Source organism: Candidatus Methylopumilus rimovensis, from assembly GCF_006364615.1.
In the GTDB taxonomy this organism is placed as follows: Bacteria; Pseudomonadota; Gammaproteobacteria; order Burkholderiales; family Methylophilaceae; genus Methylopumilus; species Methylopumilus rimovensis.
Genome location: NZ_CP040986.1, coordinates 277,268 through 301,135 on the forward strand (window position 1 = coordinate 277,268; position 23,868 = coordinate 301,135).

Sequence of the window (23,868 nt, forward strand, 5' to 3'; positions counted from 1 at the left end):
TTCATATTATGTTAAAGACCATTGTTAAGAATTTATTTGGAAGCAGAAACGATCGACTCCTTAAAGAGTATGGTAAAAAAGTTCAGCAAATAAATTCGTTAGAAGAAGCAATTAAAAAGCTGAGTGACACCGCTCTAAAGGCTAAAACTTCAGAATTTAAAAAACGTCTTAGTGAAGGACAAAAACTAGATGATTTGCTTGTTGAGGCTTTTGCTGTCGTAAGAGAAGCGAGTCGACGTGTATTAGAAATGCGTCATTTTGATGTGCAACTTATGGGCGGTATGGCCCTTCATGATGGAAAAATTTCAGAAATGCGGACGGGTGAAGGTAAGACACTTGTTGCTACATTACCAACATATCTTAATGCCCTTGAAGGCAAAGGCGTTCACGTTATTACAGTTAATGATTATCTTGCAAAACGAGATGCGGAGTGGATGGGTCAAATATATAGATTCCTAGGCCTAGAAGTCGGTATTAATTTGTCTAGCATTTCAAGTGAGGAGAAGAAAAAAGCTTATCAAGCTGATATCACTTATGGCACCAATAATGAATTTGGTTTTGATTACTTAAGAGACAACATGATCTTCTCTAAAGAAGAGCGTGTTCAGAGAAAATTACATTACGGTTTGGTTGATGAAGTTGACTCAATCTTAATTGATGAGGCAAGAACACCTCTCATTATTTCAGGACAAGCTGAAGATAACGTCGATCTTTATACAAAGATTAATTTAGTAGTAGCCAAACTTTCAAGACAAAAAACTGAAGAAGAAAATGGCGACTACTGGGTAGATGAAAAAGCACATCAAGTAGTTCTTTCAGAAAGTGGCCATGAGAATGTAGAGCAGCTATTAATTAACGCAGGATTATTATCTGAACAATCAAGCTTATATGATGCAACTAATATTTCACTTGTCCATCATATTAACGCCTCATTAAAAGCAAGGAACCTCTTCAATAAAGATCAGCATTATGTGGTGCGAGATAACAGCATCATTATTGTTGATGAGTTTACAGGAAGAATGATGCCGGGCCGCAGATGGTCAGAAGGCATTCATCAAGCTGTTGAGGCTAAAGAAGGTGTTGAAATACAAAAAGAAAATCAAACACTCGCTTCTATTACATTCCAAAATTATTTTAGGATGTATCAAAAGTTATCTGGGATGACAGGTACAGCTGATACGGAGGCTTATGAATTTAGTCAAATTTACGGATTAGAAACTATTATTATCCCCCCTCACAGAACGACTCAAAGAAAAGACATGATGGATAAAGTGTATCGCACTTCTCAAGAGCGATATGCTGCAGTGATTGAAGATATTAAAGCGTGTCAAAAAATCGAGCAGCCAGTTTTGGTAGGCACTACGTCAATTGAAAATTCAGAGCTTATTTCTGCATTACTTACAAAAGCAAAATTAAAGCATCAGGTATTGAATGCAAAACATCATGAAAAAGAAGCACATATTATTGCGCAAGCAGGGCGTCCAGGTATGATTACTATCGCAACTAATATGGCCGGCCGGGGAACGGATATTGTGCTGGGCGGAAGTATTGAAGCTGATATTCATGAAATTAAATTAAACGACAAATTAACTGAAAGTAAAAAAGAAAAAGAAATTAAAGCGCTTAAAGACGCATGGAAAGAGCAGAATAGCTTGGTAGTTAAAGCAGGCGGGCTTCATATTATTGGCACTGAAAGACACGAATCAAGACGTGTGGACAATCAGCTCAGAGGCCGCGCAGGTAGGCAGGGAGATCCAGGATCTAGTCGATTCTATTTATCTCTAGAGGATTCATTATTAAGAATTTTTGCATCTGATCGCGTCTCAGCTATTATGGAAAAGCTTAAGATGCCAGAAGGTGAAGCTATTGAGCATTCATGGGTAACAAAAGCTATTGAAAATGCGCAAAGGAAAGTGGAAGGGCGTAATTTTGACATTAGAAAACAGTTGCTTGAATACGATGATGTTGCAAACGATCAAAGAAAAGTAATTTATGAACAAAGAAATGAATTGCTTGATTCTGATCAAACGGCAGAAACAATCGCTGCGATGAGAGCAGATGTTCTTCGTGATCTCATGCAAGGACATATCCCTCCAGGCAGCATGGAAGATATGTGGGATATTCCATCTTTAGAGAAAATTTTAGTTTCTGATTATGGTTTAAATCTTTCTATTAAAGCATGGGTTGATAAAGAACCTCAAATTGATATAGAAGAGATTTATGAGAGAGTCATTACCTTCGCTAATAAGCAATATCAGGAAAAAGAATCTTTAGTTGGCAAAGATACTATTCGGCATTTCGAAAAAACAGTGATGTTACAAAGTATTGATCACCACTGGAGGGAACATTTGTCATCTCTTGATCATTTAAGACAAGGCATACATTTACGCTCTTATGCGCAAAAAAATCCTAAGCAAGAATATAAAAAAGAGGCATTTGAATTATTTGGATATCTTTTAGATACAGTCAAGACTGAAGTCACTCGCATTACTATGGTAGTAAAAATAAAGAATGAGGCTGAAGTCAACGAGATTGATGAAAAAAATAAAGATGAAATTAAAAAATCATCCAGAAAAAAAGAAGATGCAACAAATACTTTTCCTAAAGTTGGTAGAAATGATCCATGCCCTTGCGGAAGCAATAAAAAATATAAACAATGTCACGGCACTTTAGACTAATTAAGGAGGTTTATTATTTTGATTGAATCTCCCTGTATTGGCGTTTGCAGCATTAATAAAGAGCATCAGTTTTGTGAGGGCTGCTTTAGAAGTGAAGATGAAATTTCTGAATGGATCACATTAAGTGATGATCAAAAAAAAGAGATTAATCAATTAGCAACTCAAAGACAGATTAATCTTATTTCGTTTTAATTAATAATTTTTTTTCTTATACTCACATAAATCATTGATCACACACCTGCTACATTTTGGAAGTCTTGCTGTGCAGGTATACCTCCCATGAAGAATCAATAAATGGTGTGCATCTTTTAAAAACTCTTTTGGTGTAACTTTCATCAATTTTTTTTCTACTTGAAGTACATTTTCACCTGGCGCAATATTTATTCGATTTGAAATTCTAAATATATGCGTATCAACTGCAATCGCTGGCTCATTAAAAATTGTATTTAAAATAACGTTGGCTGTTTTTCTTCCAACACCAGGAAGTGCTTCTAGTAACAATCGATCATGAGGCACCTCGCCTTTAAATTTGACATGAATAATTTTAGCGGTTTCAAGTATGTTTTTAGCTTTTGTTTTATAGAGTCCAATAGTTTTTATACAAGATTCAATATCGCTTAATTGCATTTGGGCGAGTTGTTTTGCATTAGATGCTTTATTAAATAGTAACAAGGTGGCTTTATTGACTGATTTATCAGTCGCCTGTGCAGATAAAATAACTGCAATGAGGAGCTGAAAAGGCGTTTGATAGTTAAGTTCGGTGGTGGGATTGGGTGTATTTTTTGATAGCGCTTCAAAAATTTTAAACCGCTTCTGAGGGTTCATAAAAATTAATTAACGTGCTTCGATGCGGTTTTTTAGTGCAATAAGACAAGCTAAACCAATAAAGGCTCCAGGAGGAAGGATAGCCAAAAGAAAGCCATTGTAATCTCCAAAAAAATGAAGCACTAAATTACTTGCTGAAGGCCCTAAAATAAGATCAATGCCAGACAACAAAGTGCCTTTGCCGAAGAACTCTCTTAACCCCCCAAGAAGAGTTAAAACCATCGCCAATCCAAGACCCATAAAAAGACCATCATAAAATGAAGGCGTAGTTTCGTTCTTTGCGGCGAAAGACTCAACGCGAGCCAGAACAATACAATTAGTGACAATCAATGGAATAAATATCCCCAAAGCTTTATAAAGGGGTTGAATGAAAGCATGAATACTGAAGTCAATAATTGTTACAAGCGAGGCTATGATAAGAATAAAAACTGGGACTCTAATTTCGGTTGGTATAAATTTACGAATAGGTGATACTGAAGCATTTGATACAGCCATCACAATTGCTGTGGCAATACCAAGGCTTAATCCATTGATCATAGAGGTTGTGACCGCCAGAGTTGGACATAATCCGAGAAGCTGAACTACACCGGGATTTTGTTTCCAAAACCCATCCAATGCAATTTTTTTAATATCACTCATGATGTGAATAACCTTTTTTTATTTTCTTTTGAGTAAAGAAGACACTTGTAGGTAGATTTGATGACAGCACGAGGCGTGATTGTCGCTCCAGAGATGTAATCAAAATCACCCCCATCTTTTTTAACAGCCCATTGTTTTTCACTTACTTTATCCAAAGACTTTAGATTAAAATTTTTAATCCACTGACTTTTATCTATTTCAATATAGTCTCCCAAGCCAGGGGTTTCTTTGTGAGTAATTACTCTTACACCTAATATTTTATCTTCTTGATCAATCCCCACGAGTGTTTTGATTTCACCGCTATAGCCATCGGGGGCGACAGCTTCAATAATGACCGCAATCACTTGGTTGTTTTTCTTTGCTCGATAGACATCAATATTCTTTTTATTTCCCAAAAGAGGACTAGGCTCAACGGAAATAGTATCTTTCACAAGATTGTTGTCATATAAATCTGCGGGAATTACTTGATTTAAGAATATGCGTTTTGCTCTAGCATCACTCTCATCAATAGGTGATTTCGTAATGAAATAAAAAACACTTAAAGCAGTTGAAGCCGCTAAAGAAAAAATAATCATAGTTGCTGCAGTAGTAGATATTTTTTTTAAATGATCTTTAAACATATATTTATTTATGACCAAAAATTCTTGGCTGTGTAAGGCTATCTATGAGTGGCGCACAAATATTGAATAGCAATACAGCAAATGCAATCCCTTCTGGGTAACCACCAAAAATTCGAATTATGAAAACTAATAAGGCTATACCTACACCAAAATAAATTTTTCCTTTAGGTGTTGTGGGTGCGCTAACTGGATCGGTAATGATAAAAAAAGCACAAAGCATGCTTCCGCCACTCATAATATGAAAGAGTGGAGATGCGAATGTATCTGGCGCTAAAACATTAAACAGCAATGCCGTTAAAAATAAAGTCGACAAGAAGGCAACAGGTAAATGCCATGAAATAATCTTCTCTTTAAGTAAATAAAGACCTCCAGCAAGATAACCTAAATTAATTAACTCAAGCCCTCTGCCTCCAATAAAGCCAAAAATTTTGTCTTGTTGAATTGTGTTTAATGGCTGATTCAAAGTGAGCTGGGTTTTAATGTAATCAAGAGGTGTGGCAGAGCTCATTGCATCGAGTGTTTCTTTTGGTAATAAATTACTATTAAAAATAACTCTAATCTGATCAAGCCAGTCAGAAGGGGAAGCCATAAGATTATTAGGCATTTGCCAGTGCGTCATGATAGAGGGAAAAGAGATTAGTAAGATAGCGTATCCCACCATCGCTGGATTAAATAAGTTGTAACCCAATCCACCATAAACATGTTTGCCAAAAGTAATGCAAAGTAATGTGCCTAAAACAATAATCCACCAAGGCGCTATTGATGGGATAGATAAAGCAAGAAGCCAGGCAGTGACAAGTCCGCTGCCATCTAAAATGAATGGCTTAATCGGTAGTTTTCTTATGGCAAGAATTACACTTTCAGTCATTATGACGGTAAGAGAAGCCAAAAGGATATTAACAATGACGCCTAAGCCAAATACATAAACATATAAAGCTATGCCAGGAATAAGCGCGAGTAGGACTTTGAGCATAATGGTGCTTACTGAAGGCGCGTTAACAATATAAGGCGATCTATTTTCCATATTAGTTTTTTACATTTTCTTGTTGGTTTTGTTTGACTCTTTCCATCGCTGCAGCAATGGTTGATTTTTTCTCATCCTCAGCTTGCTTCTCTTGAGCCCCTAAAGCTTTTTGCGCATTTCTTTCAGCACGTTCTTTTTTTTCTCTTTCTATTCTTGCAAGTCTAAATTCATTTCTTTCTCTAGCTGTATTTGCAGCTTCTTTTGATTTATCCTGGGCAATAATTTCACTTTTTGCGTACCTATAAAATTGTACAAGCGGAATATTACTTGGACAAACATAAGTACAGCATCCACATTCAATACAATCGAATAAATTGTACTCCCTCGCTTTTTCAAGCTGAGAAGACTTTGAGAACCAATATAATTCTTGAGGTTGTAAGTTGACTGGGCAGGCATCCGCACATCTTGCACACCGAATACAAGGCATTACAGGCTTTGGATCTGGAAACAATTCTGGAGAACTTTCGATGACACAATTCATTGCTTTTGTGACTGGCACATGAATTGATGGCAAATCAAATCCCATCATAGGGCCGCCCATAATAAATTTTTTTGGTTTGCTTGAAGAGCCTCCCGCAGCATTGATTAAGTCTGATAAAGGCGTTCCAAATAAAACTTCAAAATTTTGAGGGGTTTTGACAGCTCCTGTAATTGTTACAATTCGACTGATCGATGGTTCACCCAACTCAAGGTATCTATAGATAGCCGCTACCGTAGCCACATTAAATACTTGAATTCCTAGATCTACAGAGCGCTTTTCCTTTGGAACTTCTATCCCCATTAAGAGATAAATGAGTCTTTTTGCATCGCCACTTGGATAAAGGGTGGGCACCACTTTAATTTCAACCGTTGTTTTTTGAGCGGCTTTTTTTAGTGCCTCATAAGATTCAATTTTATTATCTTCGATACCAACTACACACTTTTCTGCACCAAGGATAGTTTGCGTAATGAGAGCACCTTGGATAATTTCATCAGCTCTTTCTCTCATTAACATATCATCACATGTAATGAATGGTTCGCACTCGGCAGCATTGATGACTAATGTATGGATGGTTTGATTTTGATTAATCTTTAATTTCATGTGCGTTGGAAATACTGCGCCACCTAAGCCAACAATACCCGACTGTGCCAATGCTTCAATTAATTGAGCCCTATCTATTTTTTTCCACGAGATAGGTTTTTTTTCAATCCAGGTATCTTCGAAGTCTGGTTCAATCGTGATACAAAAATCAGGTAGGCCTGATGGATGAGGAAGGATTTCTTCGCTAATTTTTAGGATCTTTCCTGATGTGGGCGCATGAATAGAGGCGGAAATATTGCCATCAGCTTCAGCAATCATCTGGCCTTTCAGAACTTGATCGCCGGGTTTAACTTTAACTTTTGCAACGTGACCTACATGTTGTCTAAGTGGCAGTACTAATTTTTTTGGAATAGCTAATTTTGCAATAGGAAGACGAGTGGATACACTTTTATTTTCATCTGGATGAACCCCGCCATTAAATTTAAAAATATTTCTTAATTGCATAATAAACGCGTTAAGCCTTCTGAGCTTTTTGAATGTTATAGATAGGATATTTCCATTTCCATGATTCTGAATTTTCAAGAACAGGTTCCATCGTTATGCAATCCACCGGGCATGGTGGCAAGCATAATTCGCAACCCGTGCACTCACTTGCAATAATCGTATGCATTTGTTTTGCAGCGCCTAAAATGGCGTCCACTGGACAAGCTTGAATACATAAAGTACATCCAATACAAGTTGACTCATCGATTAAAGCAACCGACTTTGGTTTTTGAATGCCATGTTCTTCATTAAGAGGTTTAAATTCTACGCCCATTAATTCCGCTAAAGCTTTGGCGCCAGCATCACCTCCTGGTGGGCATTGGTTTATATCAGCTTCACCTTTCGCAATGGCAGTAGCATATGGTTTACAACCGGGATAACCACATTGACCACATTGTGTTTGGGGAAGAATGGCGTCAATTCTTGCAACCATAGGATCGCCATCTACTTTAAATTTAATAGCAGAATAGCCTAGGACCAATCCTAAAAGGATGGCAAGAAAAATCATCACAAAGAGTGCGGTAATCATTTAACGATCTAAGCCCGCGAATCCCATAAAGGCGAGGCTCATAATGGAGGCTGTGACAAGCGCTATTGCTGTACCTTTAAATGGCAAAGGTATTTCAGCACCTTCTAGACGCTCTCTTAATGATGCAAATAAAATTAATACAATTGAAAATCCAATGGCACCGCCTAATCCAAATAATGCCGATTCTATAAGTGTATGACTCGATTGCGCATTCAAAAGAGGGATCCCTAATACGGCACAATTAGTGGTTATAAGAGGCAGAAAAATACCTAACAATTGATAAAGCAATGGAAAGTTTTTTTCCATTAACATTTCAGTGAATTGAACAACGCCTGCGATCACCACTATAAATGAAAGTGTTCTTAAATAAATAAGATCATTAGGCTCTAGAAGATAATGATTAATTGCCCAGCTTGTCATTGAGCCTATGGTTAATACAAAAGCGGTAGCAGCAGACATGCTGATCGATGTTTCTAGTTTTTTAGATACACCCATGAAAGGGCATAGCCCTAAAATTTTAACTAAAACGATATTGTTGACCAATACCGTGCTGATAATAATTAAGAAATAGTGTTGGATCATAAAGTTAAATTATACGTTTAAAATTGCCGAAAATACTTATAGCTCAAGCCTCTGTCAATTGAGGCTTTTGAAAGTTCAAGATCTTTTTTTGAGGTTAAAATATATCAATAGTTCTATATTACTTCAAAGAATAAACTTTTATAGTTATATAACTATTATATATATAACAAATGATCAATTTTTTTGGTGTTTAGCTATTTAAGTTAAAATAGCGGCTTTACTAAATTAATAGCCAATCTCATGTCACCTCAAGGCAGTATTGTTGCAATTGTTACTCCAATGTTTCCTGACGGAAGTCTTGATATCCAAGCGCTGCATGGATTAATTGATTTTCATATTAATGAAGGTACGGATGGCATTGTCATTGTGGGAACAACGGGTGAATCACCTACGGTTAATTGCGAAGAGCATTGTCAGCTTATTGAAACAACCGTTAAACACGTCAATAAAAGAATCCCAGTAATAGCTGGAACAGGCGCTAACTCTACGCAAGAAGCTATCGATCTTACAAAAGAAGCAAAACGCCTTGGTGCAGATGCTTGTTTATTGGTGACACCTTATTACAACAAACCCAATCAAACAGGACTTTTTCAGCATTTTAGTAAAGTTGCAAATGAAGTTGCAATTGATCAAATTCTTTACAATGTACCTTCTAGAACAGGCTGTGACTTAAAGAACGATACCGTCTTAAAGTTAAGTAATATTACTAATATTGTAGGCATTAAAGATGCGACAGGAGATTTGACTCGAGGTATCGATCTTATTAAAAGATTACCGTCTAATTTTTCAGTTTTAAGCGGTGATGATGCGACTGCTTTATCGCTTATGTTGCTCGGAGGTAAAGGTGTGATTTCTGTAACGGCAAATGTTGCGCCTAAATTAATGCATGAAATGTATGCTTGCGTCATTGCTAAACAAAACGAAAAAGCGATCGAGATTAATCAGCAATTGTTTTCACTTCACACTAATCTATTTATAGAAGCTAATCCAATACCTGTAAAATGGGCATTAAAGACAATGGGTCTTATCAAAGAAGGTATTCGATTACCTTTAGTAGAACTTAGCACGGAGTATCATAAAATTATTCAAACTGCCATGAAGGAAGCTCATATTCAATGAAATTACTAGCGCAAAGTAAATGGCTTTATGTTTTGCCTTTATTCTTAATATTAAATGGATGTGACAACATTCCTTTTGTGGATCAAGTTACAGCGCCTGATTACAAGGCTGCAGGGAGATCTCGTCCTCTAGAAGTGCCTCCTGACTTAACTTCAGCGACTTCAAATGATGCGTATGCAATACCAGGATCTACTAGTTATTCGGATTTTAAGAATGGACAGAAACAAGATAATAGCCAGTCAAACATTTTGCCTAATCCAGAGGGCATGAAAATTGTAAAAGCAGGTGCTCAAAGATGGCTGGTTGTTAATGCGCCAGCTGAGAAAATATGGCCAGTAATACGAGATTTTTGGTTAGATATGGGATTTGCCGTAAAAAAAGAAAATCCAGAAACAGGCGTTATGGAAACTGAATGGATTAAAGAAGGTGATCTTAAAGCAGACAATAATAAAAGCGCGCTCGATAAATTTGATGCATGGCTTGATTCTATCTCATCTGGCACGGCTAACCGTAAAAAATTTAGAACTCGACTAGATCGTGGTCTTCAAGAAGGCACGACTGAGATTTATATGACACATCGAAGTGTAGATGCAGCGCCTGATGACGGTAAGGAAAAAATCCGAACTCCTTACGGTGTTGTAGATAACGGTTTTAGAAATGATGCAAAGACTCAGCTGGAAACAAAAGCAGATTCGAAAGATGATGAATTAGATGCTGAGCTTTTAAGAAGGCTTATGATAAAACTTGGTGTAGCAGATAAGCGAGCGAAAGAAATTATTGCAGCACCAGTTAATCAAAAGAGAGCTGAAGTAAAAAAAGAAGCGGATGGAAGTTCTTCGCTCGAAATTCAAGATCCTTTTGATCGCGCTTGGCGCAGAGTAGGTTTGGCTTTAGATATCATCGGATTTGTGATTGAAGACAAAGACAGATCAAATGGAATCTATTTTGTAAAATATGCTGATGTTGATATTGATGATAGCCCCAAGAAGAAAAAAGGAGTGCTAGACTCTCTTATGTTCTGGAGCGACGATGACAAAAAAGACAAGCAGGATAAAGATATCAGCCAGAAAAAAGATAAGCCTTTATCTGAGAAGCTTAAATTCTGGGGCGGAAGCGATAAAGAAAAAACTAATCCAGAAAAACAATATCGCATTAAAATTATTTCTTCAGACAATGGCGGCTCTCAAGTTATTATTGAGTTCCAAGATGGCAAGAGAAACAACTCATCTACCGCAAATCGAATCATCACTCTTCTTTATGATCAATTAAAATAAAGATGCAATTCGCATCTTTAGGCAGCGGGAGCGCTGGTAATTCGTTTATAGTAAAGCAAAACCAATCACTTTTAATGATTGATTGTGGTTTTGCAATGCAGGATATTGTGTCTAGATTGGATCGACTTAATCAATCCCCAGAAAATATCACAGGCATTCTTTTAACTCATGAACATGAAGATCATGTCAAAGGCGCCTTTAAACTAGCAAACAAATTCAAGATTCCTATATGGCTTTCTTATGGGACTTACAAGATGTGTGAAAAACACATGATTAAATCTTATGAAATTGATTTGAATATAATTGATAGTCACAATACATTTGAAATAGAAGATTTTGTCATTCAACCCTTTCCAGTGCCTCATGATGCAAGAGAGCCTACTCAATTTACATTAAGTGATGGCAATCATAAATTGGGCATTTTGACAGACACGGGAAGCTCAACACCTCATATTGAAAAGATGCTTCAGCAACTAGATGCGCTCATTATAGAATTTAATCACGACCTTAATTTGCTTGAATCAAGCGAGTACACATACAGCTTGAAGAAAAGAATTAGCGGTAAATTAGGTCATTTAGACAATCAAACAGCAGCTGAAATTTTGGGGAAAATTCAATTTAAACAATTAAAACATCTTGTCGCAGCGCATTTAAGTGAGAAAAATAATACTGAAGAGCTAGTGAAAGAAGCTATTGTAGGAAAAATAGGATGTGAGCGTGATTGGATAAAAATTGCAACGCAAGTCGACGGAACGTCGTGGCAGGTTATATAAAAAAAGCCGGTTAAAAACCGGCTTTTTTATTCGTACAATAGATAAATTATCTATTATTTAGCTTCAGCAGCTGGAGCAGCCTCAGCAGCTGGAGCTGCATCAGCAGCAGGAGCAGCTTCTTCTTTTTTGCCGCAAGCAGTTAAACCAATAGCTAATAATAAAGCGATAAGTAGTGAACGTGTCATTTTTAATCCTTAAAATTAATGTTGAATTCGGGGCTATGTAAAGCTCCCTGACAATTATTCTACAACAAAACAAGCTGGATAGTTAAATATTATTGAATAAAATCAATAAATCCTGAGAGGTACAAAGGGAGTAAGGTTATCCCCAAAGCGTTTAAATCTTTTTTGTCTAAACTGGGTTTAAATGCGATTTTTTTGTTATTTGCAAGTTGTCTTAGATATGCAGCATATTTCTTATCAACTTCGATGAGCTCACCATTAATATAAAAATTATTTTTTATAAAAAGCATTCTTGTTTTAGGGTTAAGTTCTAGAATCTTTTTTGAGAGATTTTTTTTAAAGATTTCAAGTGAAATCGGCTTAGGGCGCTGAAAAATAGCAGTTTCAACTGGCTCAGTAAGTAATTGACCAATAAAAGTATTGATCAAATTTTTACTCCAACGCAATTGATTAACTGTCTGTTGAATTTTCTTAATCATATTTGTATTAATTTCAGCTGGATCTTTTTGAAGATTTAAATTCGGATCTTTATACAAATAATTTTTATTCGTGTTCAAGCTGTCTTGAATAAAATCTAAAAATTTAGATTGGATTTCAAATGTACTAGGTGCTCTGAAGCCAATCGAATAAGTGAGACAATCATCACTTTGCGAAATGCCCCAGTGCCCTATATTAGGAGGCAAATAGAGCATATCACCCGGTTTGAGTACCCAAGAATTTTTACTTCTAAAATTGGTAATAATCTTAATAGCTGATTTTTTATCTAGAGAAAATTCTTTTTGGTCGCTAATCTTCCATTCTCTTTCACCGCTTGCCTGAAATAAAAATACATCGTAGGAGTCAAAATGAGGGCCAACACTTCCATTCTTCGTGGCATAACTCACCATTAAATCATCAAGCCGTGCATATGGAATAAACTTAAAAAGATTTAGAAAAGAATTGGCAAAAGAAAAATGATGATTAATATTTTGTACAAGTACCGTCCAAGGCGCATTCTTTTTTTTAGGGAAGTCTGATTTTTCGAAGGGACCATATTTCACTTGCCACAAGCCTTGCTTATATTCTATAAGACGGGATATGGCTTCTTCATCTTGTGCAATATAAAAAAGATCTTTTTCTGTGATGGGGGATTGAAAGTTTTCAATTGCATTTCGAATGAGGAGCGGTTTTTTTTGCCAATATTTTTTTAAGAAGGTATCAACCGATGTTTTTCCTAAAATGTGATTTTTACGATTTAATCGCATAATATTTATTAAGCCTTATAACTTCCTAAGTTAAAATAACGGTGTTATGAGCCACCAATTAATTCGTTCATTGTTATTTAAGTTTGATGCAGAATTTTCGCATGACTTAACCCTTAAGGCACTATCTCTTTCTAATAAAATCGGACTTTTAAGTTTTTTAAAATCCCCAAACCCTTGCAAGCTCAGAACTGTAATGGGTATTCCCTTTCAAAATCCAGTGGGATTAGCTGCAGGACTGGATAAAAATGCAAATCACATAGATGCTTTAGGTAAATTGGGGTTTGGCTTTATTGAAGTTGGGACGATTACCCCAAGACCTCAATTAGGCAATCCAAAGCCGCGATTATTTAGATTGCCAGAGGTTCAGGGCATTATTAACCGATTTGGATTCAACAATGTAGGTCTTGAGGCCGCAGTAGAAAATATAAGATTAAGTAAATATAAAGGTGTGCTTGGAATTAATATTGGTAAGAATTTTGATACACCTCTAGAACGGGCTGGGGAAGATTATCTTTTATGTATGAAAAAGGTTTATCAATATGCAAATTATATTGCAGTCAATATTTCTTCACCCAATACCAAAAACTTAAGAGACCTTCAAGAAACTAAAGCTTTAAATATTCTTTTGGCTCAACTTAAAGATGAGCAAACTAGATTAGCTGATTACTATGGACGCTATGTCCCTATTGCATTAAAAATTTCACCTGATTTAACAAATAAACATTTAGATGCAATATCAAAAAGCATTATCAAAAATAGAATTGATGGCGTAATAGCAACTAATACAACTATTAGCAGAGAGTTGGTGAGTGATCTTTTTAACGGAAAAGAAGCTGGAGGCATGTCAGGCAAACCTCTATTTAAATTATCTAATTCAATTATTCGCGAACTTCATGCAAGACTTCAAGGCGAGGTTCCCATTATTGGCGTCGGAGGTATATTTTCTGGAGAAGATGCCTTAGAAAAAATAAATGCTGGTGCAGAGCTTGTCCAAATTTATTCAGGTCTCGTTTACCAAGGAAGAAAGCTCGTTCTCGATGCTTGCCAGTCCATTGGTTAATAATGTTAATTAGACCAAGACTATACACATATAGACGCTGTCCTTACGCTATTCGATCACGGCTAGCTTTATATCAAGCTAAAATAGATTATGAATCTATAGAAATTTCACTCAAAGATAAACCTATTGATTTTTTAGCACTCAGCCCTAAAGGTACAGTTCCAGTGTTAGTTGATAATAATGGAAAGGTTATCGAAGAAAGCTTGGAAATCATGATATGGGCACTCAATAAATCTGATCCAGACAATTGGATCTTAAATGATAATAATCTTAGCCAGGAGCTTATTTATGAAAATGATTTTAGTTTTAAGAAAAATCTAGATAGATATAAATATGCCGATCGTTTTCCTGAGCACTCCAAAGAATATTATCGTGCTCAATGTGAACTATTTATAAATGTATTGAATGAAAAATTAAAATCAAAAAATTATTTGATGACAGAAAAAATAAGCCTTGCTGATGTAGCAATATTTCCTTTTATAAGACAGTTTTCTTTGGTGGATGAAGATTGGTTTTTAAATTCTAAATATCGAGAATTAAAAAAATGGCTTCAGAATTTCATAGAAAGCCAAATGTTTAAAGATGTAATGAAAAAGAATTAAGACTCTTGAAGGATGGCTTTATTTTCCTCTTCAAAAATTAATTTCACTTTATCATTACTATCAATATCAATGATTACATTGCCACCATTGGTTAACTTTCCGAAAAGTAGCTCATCCGCAAGCGCTTTTCTGATTGTATCTTGAATGAGGCGTGACATCGGTCTTGCGCCCATACTCGGATCAAAACCATTTTTAGCTAAATATGATTTAAGTGAATCTGTGAAAGTTGCATCCACTTTTTTCTCATGGAGTTGATCTTCGAGCTGCATTAGGAATTTGTCGACAACTTTTAAAATGACGTCATGACTGAGTGGCGCAAATGATACCGTTGCATCAAGTCTATTTCTAAACTCAGGGGTAAATAATCGTTTGATTTCCGCTTGTTCATCGCCCATTTTTTTAGATTGCGTAAATCCCATAGAAGTTTTTGAGAGGGACTCTGCTCCAGCATTTGTTGTCATAATAAGCGTGACATTTCTAAAATCCGTTTTTCTACCGTTACTATCTGTTAAAGAACCGTGATCCATCACTTGAAGAAGGATATTAAAAATATCTGGATGCGCTTTTTCAATTTCATCAAGAAGAAGCACACAATAAGGCTGTTTGTTGACAGATTCAGTCAAGAGCCCGCCTTGGTCAAATCCCACATACCCTGGAGGAGCGCCGATGAGTCTTGATACAGCATGTCTTTCCATATATTCGCTCATATCAATACGAACGAGTTCAATACCTAATATATAAGCAAGTTGGCGGGCCACTTCTGTTTTTCCAACGCCTGTTGGGCCGCTAAAGAGGAAATTGCCAATCGGTTTATTTGGCATACCTAATCCACTTCTTGTCATCTTGATAGCGCTTGCTAGATTTTCGATTGCTTTATCTTGCCCGAAAATTACCGCTTTAAGATCTCGTTCAAGATTTTTAAGGGCGTTTTTGTCGTCATTAGAAATATTTTTTGGAGGTATCTTTGCGATCTTCGCCACGATATCTTCAATTTCTTTATTAGTAATAACTTTTTTTTGTTTATTTTTTGGGAGTATTCTTTGTGCTGCCCCAGCTTCATCAATTACATCAATAGCTTTGTCAGGGAGATGTCTATCATTGATATATTTTGCAGAAAGTTCCGCAGCACTATTAATCGCTGTAACAGAATATTTTACATTATGATGTTTTTCAAATCTTGATTTAAGACCCTTAAGGATATTGATCGTATCAAGAATACTAGGCTCGTTAACATCAATTTTCTGAAATCTTCTTGTGAGCGCATGATCTTTCTCAAAGACTGTTCTGTATTCCTGGTAAGTCGTTGCGCCGATACATTTAATAGATCCATTTGATAGCGCCGGCTTAAGAAGATTAGATGCATCAAGTGTTCCACCACTTGCAGAACCAGCCCCTATAAGGGTATGAATTTCATCAATAAACAAAATAGCATCTTTTTGTTCGTTCAGTTGCTTCATGACAGATTTAAGTCTTTGTTCAAAATCTCCACGATATTTTGTGCCTGCAAGTAAGGAGCCCATATCGAGAGAGAATATGGTGGTATTTTCTAAAATACTAGGAACTTCTTTGTCGACAATTCTTTTTGCGAGTCCTTCGGCAATAGCAGTTTTACCAACCCCGGCTTCACCTACCAAGAGCGGATTATTTTTTCTTCTTCTACATAATGTTTGAATGACACGTTCAATTTCTGAATCTCGACCAATAAGCGGGTCAATTTTTCCAGCCAATACCATCTTATTTAGATTGATCGTATATGTTTCTAGAGCTTTAGAAGAAGGGGATTCTTGATCATTTTCTTGTTCGGGAGATGTTTTCTGTGTATCACCTTCATTTAATTTAGAAACGCCATGCGCAATAAAATTAACAACATCAAGTCGAGTCACACCTTGTTGATGAAGAAAATAAACAGCGTGTGAATCTTTTTCACCATATATTGCGACTAAAACATTTGCGCCATTTACTTCTTTTTTGCCAGAAGATTGCACATGAAGCATCGCTCTTTGAATAACTCTTTGAAATCCGAGTGTGGGTTGGGTGTCTACTTCATCTTCACCAGATATGGTTGGCGTATGATCATCGATATATTGTGTTAATTCATTTCTAAGCGTATCAATATTCGAGCCACACGCTTTTAGTACTTCGGCTGCTGAGGGATTGTCAAGCATAGCGAGAAGTAAATGTTCAACCGTAATAAGCTCATGACGCTTTTGTCTAGCGTCCATAAATGCCATATGTAGGCTTACTTCGAGTTCTTGAGCAATCATAATTTAAGTTTAATCAATTCTTTCAATAATACATTGCAAAGGATGCTGATGTTCTTTCGCATAGTTTAGCACTTGATTCATTTTTGTTTCGGCAATATCTACAGGGAAAATTCCACATACACCTAATCCCTCTGTATGTATTTTTAACATTATACGAGTGGCCTCATCAACACTTTTATTAAAAAAACGTTGAATCGTATTTACTACGAATTCCATGGGCGTAAAGTCATCATTTAGTATGATCACTTTGTACATACTAGGAAGTTTAGTCTTAGCTTTTTTTGGACTAAGCTTTATGTCTTCAGTTGCATTTATTTTTGGCATTAGCTAAACCCTAATGATTATTGTGATTAAAAAAAATAAAAACTCAAGCAATTCTTTTTGAGAATTTAAAAAAAATTACGATATTGGGTAGATTTTTATGCTCTTCACAATGCGATCGTGAGATTGAAGAATTTCTAAGGTGTGATTAGCAATTTTGAAGCTTGTGTTCGGTTCAGGGATATCCTCAAAATATTCTAATACTAAGCCATTCAGTGTTTTAGGTCCGTCAATTGGAAATTGAAGATTCAATTTTTTATTCAGTGTACGAATGGCGACACTTCCATCTACAATCCATCCGCCATCTTGATCTTGACTAAATTTAGATGATTTTGATAGAAAATCTAGGTTAAATTCACCGACAATTTCTTCTAAGATATCTTCAAGGCTTAATAGCCCAATAAATTCACCATGCTCATTTACAATTAAACCCACTCTTTCTTGCTTATCTTGAAAGTGTTGCATTTGGGTATATAAAGGTGTGCCCGAAGGAATAAAGTATGGCTCTGAAATGAGTGTTTTTAAATCATCTTTTGTAATTTTATTTAAGGCATCATGCAAATTAAGTTGTTTGATAATTTTTTGAGTATTAAGCAAGCCTAAAATACTTTCAGGTGAATTTTTTTTGACTAATATTCTACTGTGTTGGAAGGTAAGCAGTTTTTGAATAACCTCTTCATCAGTTAAATCAAAATCGATAGACTCAACAGAAGTATGAGGAATCATAATATCATCAACAGTTATCCGTTCGAGCTCAAATAAATTAAGTAAAATTTTGCGATGTTGATTGGGAATGAATTGACCAGCTTCAGAAATAATACTTCTTAATTCATCCATGGATATTGCATGAAGATTATTATTGAAATCTATCTTCACATTAAATATTTTTACAAATGTTAATACAAAAAAGTTAACTAAGATAACTATGGGATAGAGAATTTTTAAAAGCGGGTAGAGCACGTAGCTACTAAAGAAAGCAAAACGTTCAGGCTTGGAAGCTGCAATAACTTTAGGTGATATCTCGCCAAAAATAAGAATCAAAAATGTAGTTACTAAAGTTCCGACCATGAGCGCTATTTGACCTTCTCCATAAAGCCTAACTGTAATAACCGTTACAAACATTGCAGAGGCTGCATTCGCGAATTCTTTACATAGCAATATGACGCCTAAAAGCTTATCTGTTGAAGAGAGAAGTTTGTGAGTAAGTTTTGCTGCATGATTACCCTGGGATACCAGATGTTTTAATCTATAACGATTGAGTGTCATTAAGCTTGTTTCAGCAAGCGAGAAAAATGCTGATATAGCAACTAAAGCTATAAGAATGACAAATTGATAACTAATGGAAAGGGTGTTCAAAGTTTAAAAAAACTTAAGGATTAATTTCTTGTGACTGATTTTCTTTAGGTTGATCTTGACTGAGATTGCGCTGAGATACACCAAGCCACATTGCAACCGGACATGCTACAAGTACTGACGAATAAATGCCAAATAAAATACCAATCGTTAAAGCAAGTGAGAAGTTATGAAGGGTTTCTCCACCAAAGAATAGCATTGAGCACACCATAGTTTGTGTCATAAGATGGGTAATCACAGTGCGTGACATTGTTCTTGTGATCGCGTTATCAATGACTTCGACCACACTTGCTTTTCTCATTTTTTTAAAATTTTCTCTGACGCGATCAAAAACAACAACAGATTCATTCACAGAATAGCCTAATACAGCAAGGATGGCTGCAAGAACGGTGAGGTTAAATTCCCATTGAAAAAATGCAAAAAAGCCCAAAATAATAATGACATCATGCATATTAGCAATGATGGCTGCAACCGCAAAACGCCATTCAAATCTCAGTGCAAGATAAGCGATAATTCCAAAGCACACAAGGAGCAAAGCGAGCGCACCATTTGCATAAAGTTCTTCACCAACTTGCGAGCCCACAGATTCTACTCTTTGTATTTTTGTATCTTTGTCACTTTCAAGAAGAGCCGTTGATACTTTTTCTGATAATTGAGCAATCGATAAATCCTGTCGAATAGGTAAGCGAATCAAAACATCTTTACTTGTGCCAAAGTTTTGCACCGTTGCATCTTTAAGATCAATTTTATCCATTACTTGACGAATTTTATCGATATCTGCCGGATGGCTATAACTGACTTCCATAAGTGTGCCGCCAGTAAAATCAACACCAAGATTAAGACCTCTCAGGCCTAAGAAGATAATCGCAATAATGAAAGTGATGAGAGAAATGGTCGTGGTTAAGCGACCATAACTCATGAAAGGGATATCTTTTTTTATTCTAAATAATTCCATAATTAGTCTTGATGGGGCCTATAGATTTGACCGATAGATAATTTATCAATTTTACGTCGATACCCGTAAAGAATATTTACAAGCGCTCTTGACACCAAAATAGCGCTAAACATGGAAGTTAAAATGCCTAATACATGAACGACAGCAAACCCTTTAATGGGACCTGTACCAAACATAAATAAGGCGAGACCTGCAATTAATGTCGTGACATTGGAATCTAGGATTGTGTCAAATGCGCGATCATAACCGGCATGAATACTTGCTTGCGGGGTATTGCCGTTTCTAAGCTCCTCTCTAATTCTTTCATTAATTAGCACGTTTGCATCAATTGCCATACCTAATGCTAAGGCAATCGCTGCCAATCCAGGAAGTGTTAGGGTGGCTTGGAGAATAGATAATAAAGCGACTAATAATAATAAATTTACACCAAGAGCAAAAATAGAAACGCCTCCAAAAACCATGTAGTAAAAGATCATCATGACGGAAATAGCGGCAAATCCCCACAACGTAGAGTGAATACCTCGTTTAATATTTTCTTCACCCATGCTTGGACCTACGGTGCGCTCTTCAATTATTTGCATAGGAGCTGCAAGAGCACCAGCTCTTAATAAAAGAGATATATCGGTAGCTTCTTGTGGGCTATTCATCCCAGAAATTTGTACACGACCACCACCAATTTCTTGTTGGATGACCGGTGCTGTTACAACTTCCGTTTGTCCTTTTTCTATAAGAAGAATCGCTAAACGTTTACCTACATTTTCACGAGTTACTTGTTTAAATATATTTGAACCTCTTCCATCCAGCGTCACATGAACAACAGATCTACCTGATTGTTGATCCACACCTGGACCAGCGTCAGTAATTCTGTCGCCTGTAAGTAATACATTTTTCTTTACGAGAATGGCCCTACCGTCCCTATCTTTGAATAAATCATCTCCGAAAGGAGTATTGCCTTTTTGAGCGCTTTCCAAAGTAGCAATATCTGTTTTATCTTCATCGACTAATCTTATTTCGAGCGTCGCTGTTCGTCCGAGAATTTCTTTAGCTTTGGCTGTGTCTTGAACGCCTGGAAGTTGGACAACAATCCGATCTAAACCTTGTTGCTGGATAATAGGCTCAGCAACGCCTAGTTCGTTGATGCGGTTATGAAGTGTTTGTAAATTTTGTTTGAGCGCGAATTCTTGAATTTTTTTCTTGCCCATTTCGCTCATTCCAATATCGAGTGCTTTATCTTTTCCAGATGGAGATTCATTAACCATTAAATCTGGGTAATTTACTTTGATAAGTTTTTTAGCTTTTTCTAACTCTTCTTGGCTGTCAAACTGAAGCTTTACAATTTCATTTAATCTTGAAGCGCCAATATATGAGATACGCTCTTTTCTAAGCGTCATACGGAAATCATTTAAGTAGCTTTCAGCCGCTTTTTCAGCTGCAGCTTTCATGTCTACTTGAAGAAGAAAGTGGACGCCACCTCTTAAATCCAAGCCGAGATACATGGGAATAGCACCAATTTTAGATAGCCATGTAGGCGACTTAGAGACAAGGTTTAGAGCAATTACATAATTACCGCCCAGCGCGTTTTGAAGTGCATCTTTTGCTTTAACTTGACCGTCAGGATTTGAAAATTTAACTTTGATGCCATTAGGCTCTTGAATGATTCCATCAAAAGGAAGGCTCGCTTCTTTTAAAGTGCTTTCAATCGTAGCTAAAATAGATAAATCTAATTTATCTGAGGCTTTAGTTGGCATGATTTGCACAGCAGGAGATTCACCAAAGAAATTAGGAACAGAGTAAATCAGGCCAATAAAAATTGCGATTAAAACAAGGCCATACTTCCATTTGGGATATTGATTCATTATTAACTTAAGCCGTCAATTCAGAAATTAGATGGATTTTATGGTGCCTTTAGGAAGTAGAGTTTGTATAGATTGCTTCTGGATATGCATTTGAGTTCCAGTCGTAATTTCCAATGTAACAAATTGATCTTTGATTTTAACAACTTTGCCAAGCACACCTCCGTTAGTCACAACCTCATCATCTTTTTTAAGTGACTCAATCATAAGTTTGTGGGCTTTTGCTTGTTTCATTTGAGGGCGAATTAACATAAAGTAAAAAAGTACAAAAATGATAATAAATGGCAAAAAGCTCATCAAATCGGTGGGTGGGGTATCAGCAGCATATGCGTGATTTATAAACATTTATATTTCCTACAGGTAATTAATTTTAAAGGTTAATTTTAGCACAGCAGGCGTTTATTGAATGCCGCGTTTCCTGTTTTGATGGAATATTTTTCTATAAGTTTCAAATGTACCAGTTTCGATGGCTAGTCTAGCCTCTTGAACTATTTTTTGATAAAAGAACAAATTATGGATGGTATTGAGGCGAGAGCCTAACATTTCTCCAATTCTAAAAAGATGATGAAGGTAGGCGCGAGAAAAGTTTTTACAGGTATAACAGTCGCAATCGCTATCGATTGGATTTGTATCATTTTTATACTGTGTATTTTTAAGCTTTAAATCTCCATACCGAGTAAATAGCCAGCCATTCCTTGCATTCCTTGTCGGCATCACGCAGTCAAACATATCAATACCATGAGCAATTGCCTCAACTATATCTTCTGGGGTGCCAACGCCCATCAAATAGCGCGGTTTATCTTCGGGCATTTTAGGTGCAATAAAAGCAATAACTTTTTGCATTTCTTCTTTGGGTTCGCCGACCGATAATCCGCCAATTGCATAACCATCAAAATTAATTTTTTTTAATTCATCAAGCGAGCACTCTCTAAGGTCTTCAAACATGCCTCCTTGAATGATGCCAAACAAAGCGTTCTGATTTGATTCATGCGCTACTTTGCTTCTATAAGCCCATTTTAAACTGAGCTGCATAGAGGTTTTTGCCTCCTCATAGGAGGCTGGATATGGCGTACATTCATCAAAAATCATTACAATATCTGAGTTAAGTGCTTTTTGAATTCGCATGGATTCTTCAGGGCTTAGAAAACAAGAATCGCCATTAATTGGCGATTTAAATTCAACACCTTCCTCAGTAATTTTTCTCATTTTGCCAAGGCTCCATACCTGAAAGCCACCAGAATCAGTAAGGATAGATCGACGCCATTGGATAAAGTCATGCAGCCCTTTGAAAGTTGAAATAGTTTCAAGACCAGGACGGAGCCATAGATGAAAAGTATTTCCAAGAATAATTTCAAAACCTATAGATTCCAAATCTTGAGGGCTTAAAGATTTGACTGCACCATAAGTGCCTACAGGCATAAATACCGGTGTTTGCACGGTGCCATGTTGGAGTTTTAATTCACCACGTCTGGCTTCACCATCTTTTTGAATGAGATTGAATTGCATGTTTATATTGTGAGTTCGTTCTGCAGTAAGTCAATGAGTATAAATTAGAATTAATGAAATCGTTAAAGCTTTGTTATACTAAAAGATTAAGTTTTCACTTGAAAATGAGACATGAAAAAGTTTAAAAGTATCGGAAAAAATAAAGAAAATTTATTAAGAAATAAAATAGGGAAGCATACTTTTTATTTGCTGCCTAATTTTATTACAACGGCTTCTTTATTCTCTGGATTCTATTCAATTGTTCAAGCGATGAATGGTAAGTATGAGCTCGCAGCCATTGCTATTTTTATTGCCATTATTATGGATGGATTAGATGGTCGTATTGCAAGACTGACTCATACTGAAAGTGCATTTGGTGCTGAGTACGATAGTCTTTCTGATATGGTTTCATTTGGCGTAGCACCGGCTCTAATTCTGTATGTTTGGGCATTAAAGCCTTTGGGGAAATTAGGTTGGATTGCAGCCTTTGTTTATTGTTGTTGTGCAGCGTTTCGACTTGCTCGCTTTAATGTGAAATTAGATCAAGATGAAAAAAAATATTTTTTTGGATTACCAAGCCCAGCTGCAGCCGCATTGCTTGTGAGTTTTGTTTGGGTGTCCAATGAAAACGGTTTTAGTGGAAGCGAGATTTTTTTTAACATGATCAAAATGAAATGGGTCTCATGGTCATTGACGATGTTAATCGCACTCTCAATGGTAAGCGAGATTAGATTCTACAGCGGCAAAGACATTAATCTTAGAAACAGCGTTCCATTCGTCGCTATTTTATTAGTCATTTTGGCGTTTGTATTAGTTTCTTATAGTCCGCCTGAAGCTATCTTCATAATAGTGGGTTGCTACTTTTTATCAGGCTATTTCAATTTAATAAGACAGTTTAAATTTAAAAAATAAGGTGCAGTAG

General features: G+C 36.3%; 24 protein-coding genes. 8 read left to right on the forward strand and 16 right to left on the reverse strand.

Features of this window, described 5'->3' with window-relative positions:
* Positions 1-8: 8 nt before the first annotated feature.
* Complete coding sequence (gene secA / locus FIT61_RS01455; protein WP_139882782.1) at positions 9-2,678, forward strand: preprotein translocase subunit SecA; 2,670 nt, start codon at positions 9-11, stop codon at positions 2,676-2,678.
* Positions 2,679-2,696: 18 nt separating this feature from the next.
* Positions 2,697-2,870: a DUF1289 domain-containing protein gene (locus FIT61_RS01460; RefSeq protein ID WP_244925205.1), complete on the forward strand. Its 174-nt coding sequence runs from the start codon at positions 2,697-2,699 to the stop codon at positions 2,868-2,870.
* Here the strand turns inward: FIT61_RS01460 and nth are convergent, their stop codons facing one another.
* Genes nth through rsxA form a run of 7 tightly spaced genes read right to left on the reverse strand, consistent with a single transcriptional unit; the run spans position 2,871 to position 8,461 of the window.
* Complete coding sequence (gene nth, locus FIT61_RS01465; protein WP_139882786.1) at positions 2,871-3,503, reverse strand: endonuclease III; 633 nt, start codon at positions 3,501-3,503, stop codon at positions 2,871-2,873.
* Between the two features lie 9 nt (positions 3,504-3,512).
* On the reverse strand, positions 3,513-4,142 hold the full coding sequence (locus FIT61_RS01470) for an electron transport complex subunit E (protein ID WP_139882788.1): 630 nt from the start codon (positions 4,140-4,142) through the stop codon (positions 3,513-3,515).
* Entirely contained in the window at positions 4,139-4,762 is a 624-nt protein-coding gene (rsxG, locus tag FIT61_RS01475) for an electron transport complex subunit RsxG (RefSeq protein WP_139882790.1), read from the reverse strand. The genes FIT61_RS01470 and rsxG overlap by 4 nt, the downstream gene beginning before the upstream one ends.
* Before the next feature lie 4 nt (positions 4,763-4,766).
* Positions 4,767-5,786, reverse strand: coding sequence for an RnfABCDGE type electron transport complex subunit D (locus FIT61_RS01480; RefSeq protein WP_139882792.1), 1,020 nt, complete (start codon positions 5,784-5,786; stop codon positions 4,767-4,769).
* A gap of 1 nt (position 5,787) precedes the next feature.
* A complete protein-coding gene (gene rsxC, locus FIT61_RS01485; RefSeq protein ID WP_139882794.1) occupies positions 5,788-7,311 on the reverse strand; it encodes an electron transport complex subunit RsxC in 1,524 nt (507 codons plus the stop codon).
* A gap of 10 nt (positions 7,312-7,321) precedes the next feature.
* Positions 7,322-7,879 carry an electron transport complex subunit RsxB gene (rsxB, locus tag FIT61_RS01490; RefSeq protein WP_139882795.1) on the reverse strand — a complete coding sequence of 186 codons (558 nt, stop codon included), beginning with the start codon at positions 7,877-7,879 and terminating at the stop codon, positions 7,322-7,324.
* Positions 7,880-8,461, reverse strand: coding sequence for an electron transport complex subunit RsxA (gene rsxA, locus FIT61_RS01495; RefSeq protein WP_139882797.1), 582 nt, complete (start codon positions 8,459-8,461; stop codon positions 7,880-7,882).
* Positions 8,462-8,701: 240 nt separating this feature from the next.
* On the opposite strand from rsxA, the gene dapA reads away from it, so the two are divergent.
* Genes dapA through FIT61_RS01510 form a run of 3 tightly spaced genes read left to right on the forward strand, consistent with a single transcriptional unit; the run spans position 8,702 to position 11,627 of the window.
* Positions 8,702-9,580: a 4-hydroxy-tetrahydrodipicolinate synthase gene (gene dapA, locus FIT61_RS01500; protein ID WP_139873061.1), complete on the forward strand. Its 879-nt coding sequence runs from the start codon at positions 8,702-8,704 to the stop codon at positions 9,578-9,580.
* The gene (gene bamC, locus FIT61_RS01505; protein ID WP_139882799.1) at positions 9,577-10,854 is read left to right on the forward strand and encodes an outer membrane protein assembly factor BamC; all 1,278 of its coding nucleotides are present in this window, start codon (positions 9,577-9,579) and stop codon (positions 10,852-10,854) included. Before dapA ends, bamC begins: the two co-directional genes overlap by 4 nt.
* Before the next feature lie 2 nt (positions 10,855-10,856).
* Entirely contained in the window at positions 10,857-11,627 is a 771-nt protein-coding gene (locus FIT61_RS01510) for an MBL fold metallo-hydrolase (protein ID WP_139873063.1), read from the forward strand.
* A 53-nt stretch (positions 11,628-11,680) separates the two neighbouring features.
* On the opposite strand, the gene FIT61_RS06830 is transcribed toward FIT61_RS01510, so the two are convergent.
* Together FIT61_RS06830 and FIT61_RS01515 are read right to left on the reverse strand one after the other, a co-directional pair.
* A complete protein-coding gene (locus FIT61_RS06830) occupies positions 11,681-11,812 on the reverse strand; it encodes a hypothetical protein (RefSeq protein WP_262981973.1) in 132 nt (43 codons plus the stop codon).
* 89 nt (positions 11,813-11,901) lie between these two features.
* Positions 11,902-13,053 (reverse strand): JmjC domain-containing protein, encoded by a 1,152-nt coding sequence (locus tag FIT61_RS01515; protein WP_139873064.1) that lies wholly within the window; start codon positions 13,051-13,053, stop codon positions 11,902-11,904.
* 46 nt (positions 13,054-13,099) lie between these two features.
* Between FIT61_RS01515 and FIT61_RS01520 the strand changes: the two genes are divergently transcribed.
* Both FIT61_RS01520 and FIT61_RS01525 read left to right on the forward strand, forming a co-directional pair.
* Positions 13,100-14,113 carry a quinone-dependent dihydroorotate dehydrogenase gene (locus FIT61_RS01520; RefSeq protein ID WP_139873065.1) on the forward strand — a complete coding sequence of 338 codons (1,014 nt, stop codon included), beginning with the start codon at positions 13,100-13,102 and terminating at the stop codon, positions 14,111-14,113.
* 2 nt (positions 14,114-14,115) lie between these two features.
* Positions 14,116-14,715: a glutathione S-transferase gene (locus tag FIT61_RS01525; protein WP_139873066.1), complete on the forward strand. Its 600-nt coding sequence runs from the start codon at positions 14,116-14,118 to the stop codon at positions 14,713-14,715.
* On the opposite strand, the gene clpA is transcribed toward FIT61_RS01525, so the two are convergent.
* The 7 genes from clpA to tgt form a co-directional block, all read right to left on the reverse strand.
* On the reverse strand, positions 14,712-16,979 hold the full coding sequence (gene clpA, locus FIT61_RS01530; RefSeq protein ID WP_139882801.1) for an ATP-dependent Clp protease ATP-binding subunit ClpA: 2,268 nt from the start codon (positions 16,977-16,979) through the stop codon (positions 14,712-14,714). The two genes, FIT61_RS01525 and clpA, sit on opposite strands and share 4 nt — an antisense overlap.
* A gap of 9 nt (positions 16,980-16,988) precedes the next feature.
* Positions 16,989-17,303, reverse strand: a complete 315-nt coding sequence (gene clpS / locus FIT61_RS01535; RefSeq protein WP_139873068.1) for an ATP-dependent Clp protease adapter ClpS — start codon at positions 17,301-17,303, stop codon at positions 16,989-16,991.
* Positions 17,304-17,378: 75 nt separating this feature from the next.
* Positions 17,379-18,656, reverse strand: a complete 1,278-nt coding sequence (locus tag FIT61_RS01540) for an HlyC/CorC family transporter (protein ID WP_139873069.1) — start codon at positions 18,654-18,656, stop codon at positions 17,379-17,381.
* Between the two features lie 13 nt (positions 18,657-18,669).
* A complete protein-coding gene (gene secF, locus FIT61_RS01545) occupies positions 18,670-19,608 on the reverse strand; it encodes a protein translocase subunit SecF (protein ID WP_139873070.1) in 939 nt (312 codons plus the stop codon).
* Positions 19,609-19,610: 2 nt separating this feature from the next.
* Positions 19,611-21,464 carry a protein translocase subunit SecD gene (gene secD, locus FIT61_RS01550; protein ID WP_139882803.1) on the reverse strand — a complete coding sequence of 618 codons (1,854 nt, stop codon included), beginning with the start codon at positions 21,462-21,464 and terminating at the stop codon, positions 19,611-19,613.
* A 27-nt stretch (positions 21,465-21,491) separates the two neighbouring features.
* The gene (gene yajC, locus FIT61_RS01555; protein ID WP_139873072.1) at positions 21,492-21,806 is read right to left on the reverse strand and encodes a preprotein translocase subunit YajC; all 315 of its coding nucleotides are present in this window, start codon (positions 21,804-21,806) and stop codon (positions 21,492-21,494) included.
* A gap of 54 nt (positions 21,807-21,860) precedes the next feature.
* The gene (gene tgt, locus FIT61_RS01560; protein WP_139882805.1) at positions 21,861-22,967 is read right to left on the reverse strand and encodes a tRNA guanosine(34) transglycosylase Tgt; all 1,107 of its coding nucleotides are present in this window, start codon (positions 22,965-22,967) and stop codon (positions 21,861-21,863) included.
* A gap of 111 nt (positions 22,968-23,078) precedes the next feature.
* Here tgt and pssA point away from each other — a divergent pair, with 111 nt between their 5' ends.
* The gene (gene pssA / locus FIT61_RS01565) at positions 23,079-23,858 is read left to right on the forward strand and encodes a CDP-diacylglycerol--serine O-phosphatidyltransferase (protein WP_139873074.1); all 780 of its coding nucleotides are present in this window, start codon (positions 23,079-23,081) and stop codon (positions 23,856-23,858) included.
* The last annotated feature ends 10 nt before the right edge of the window (positions 23,859-23,868 follow it).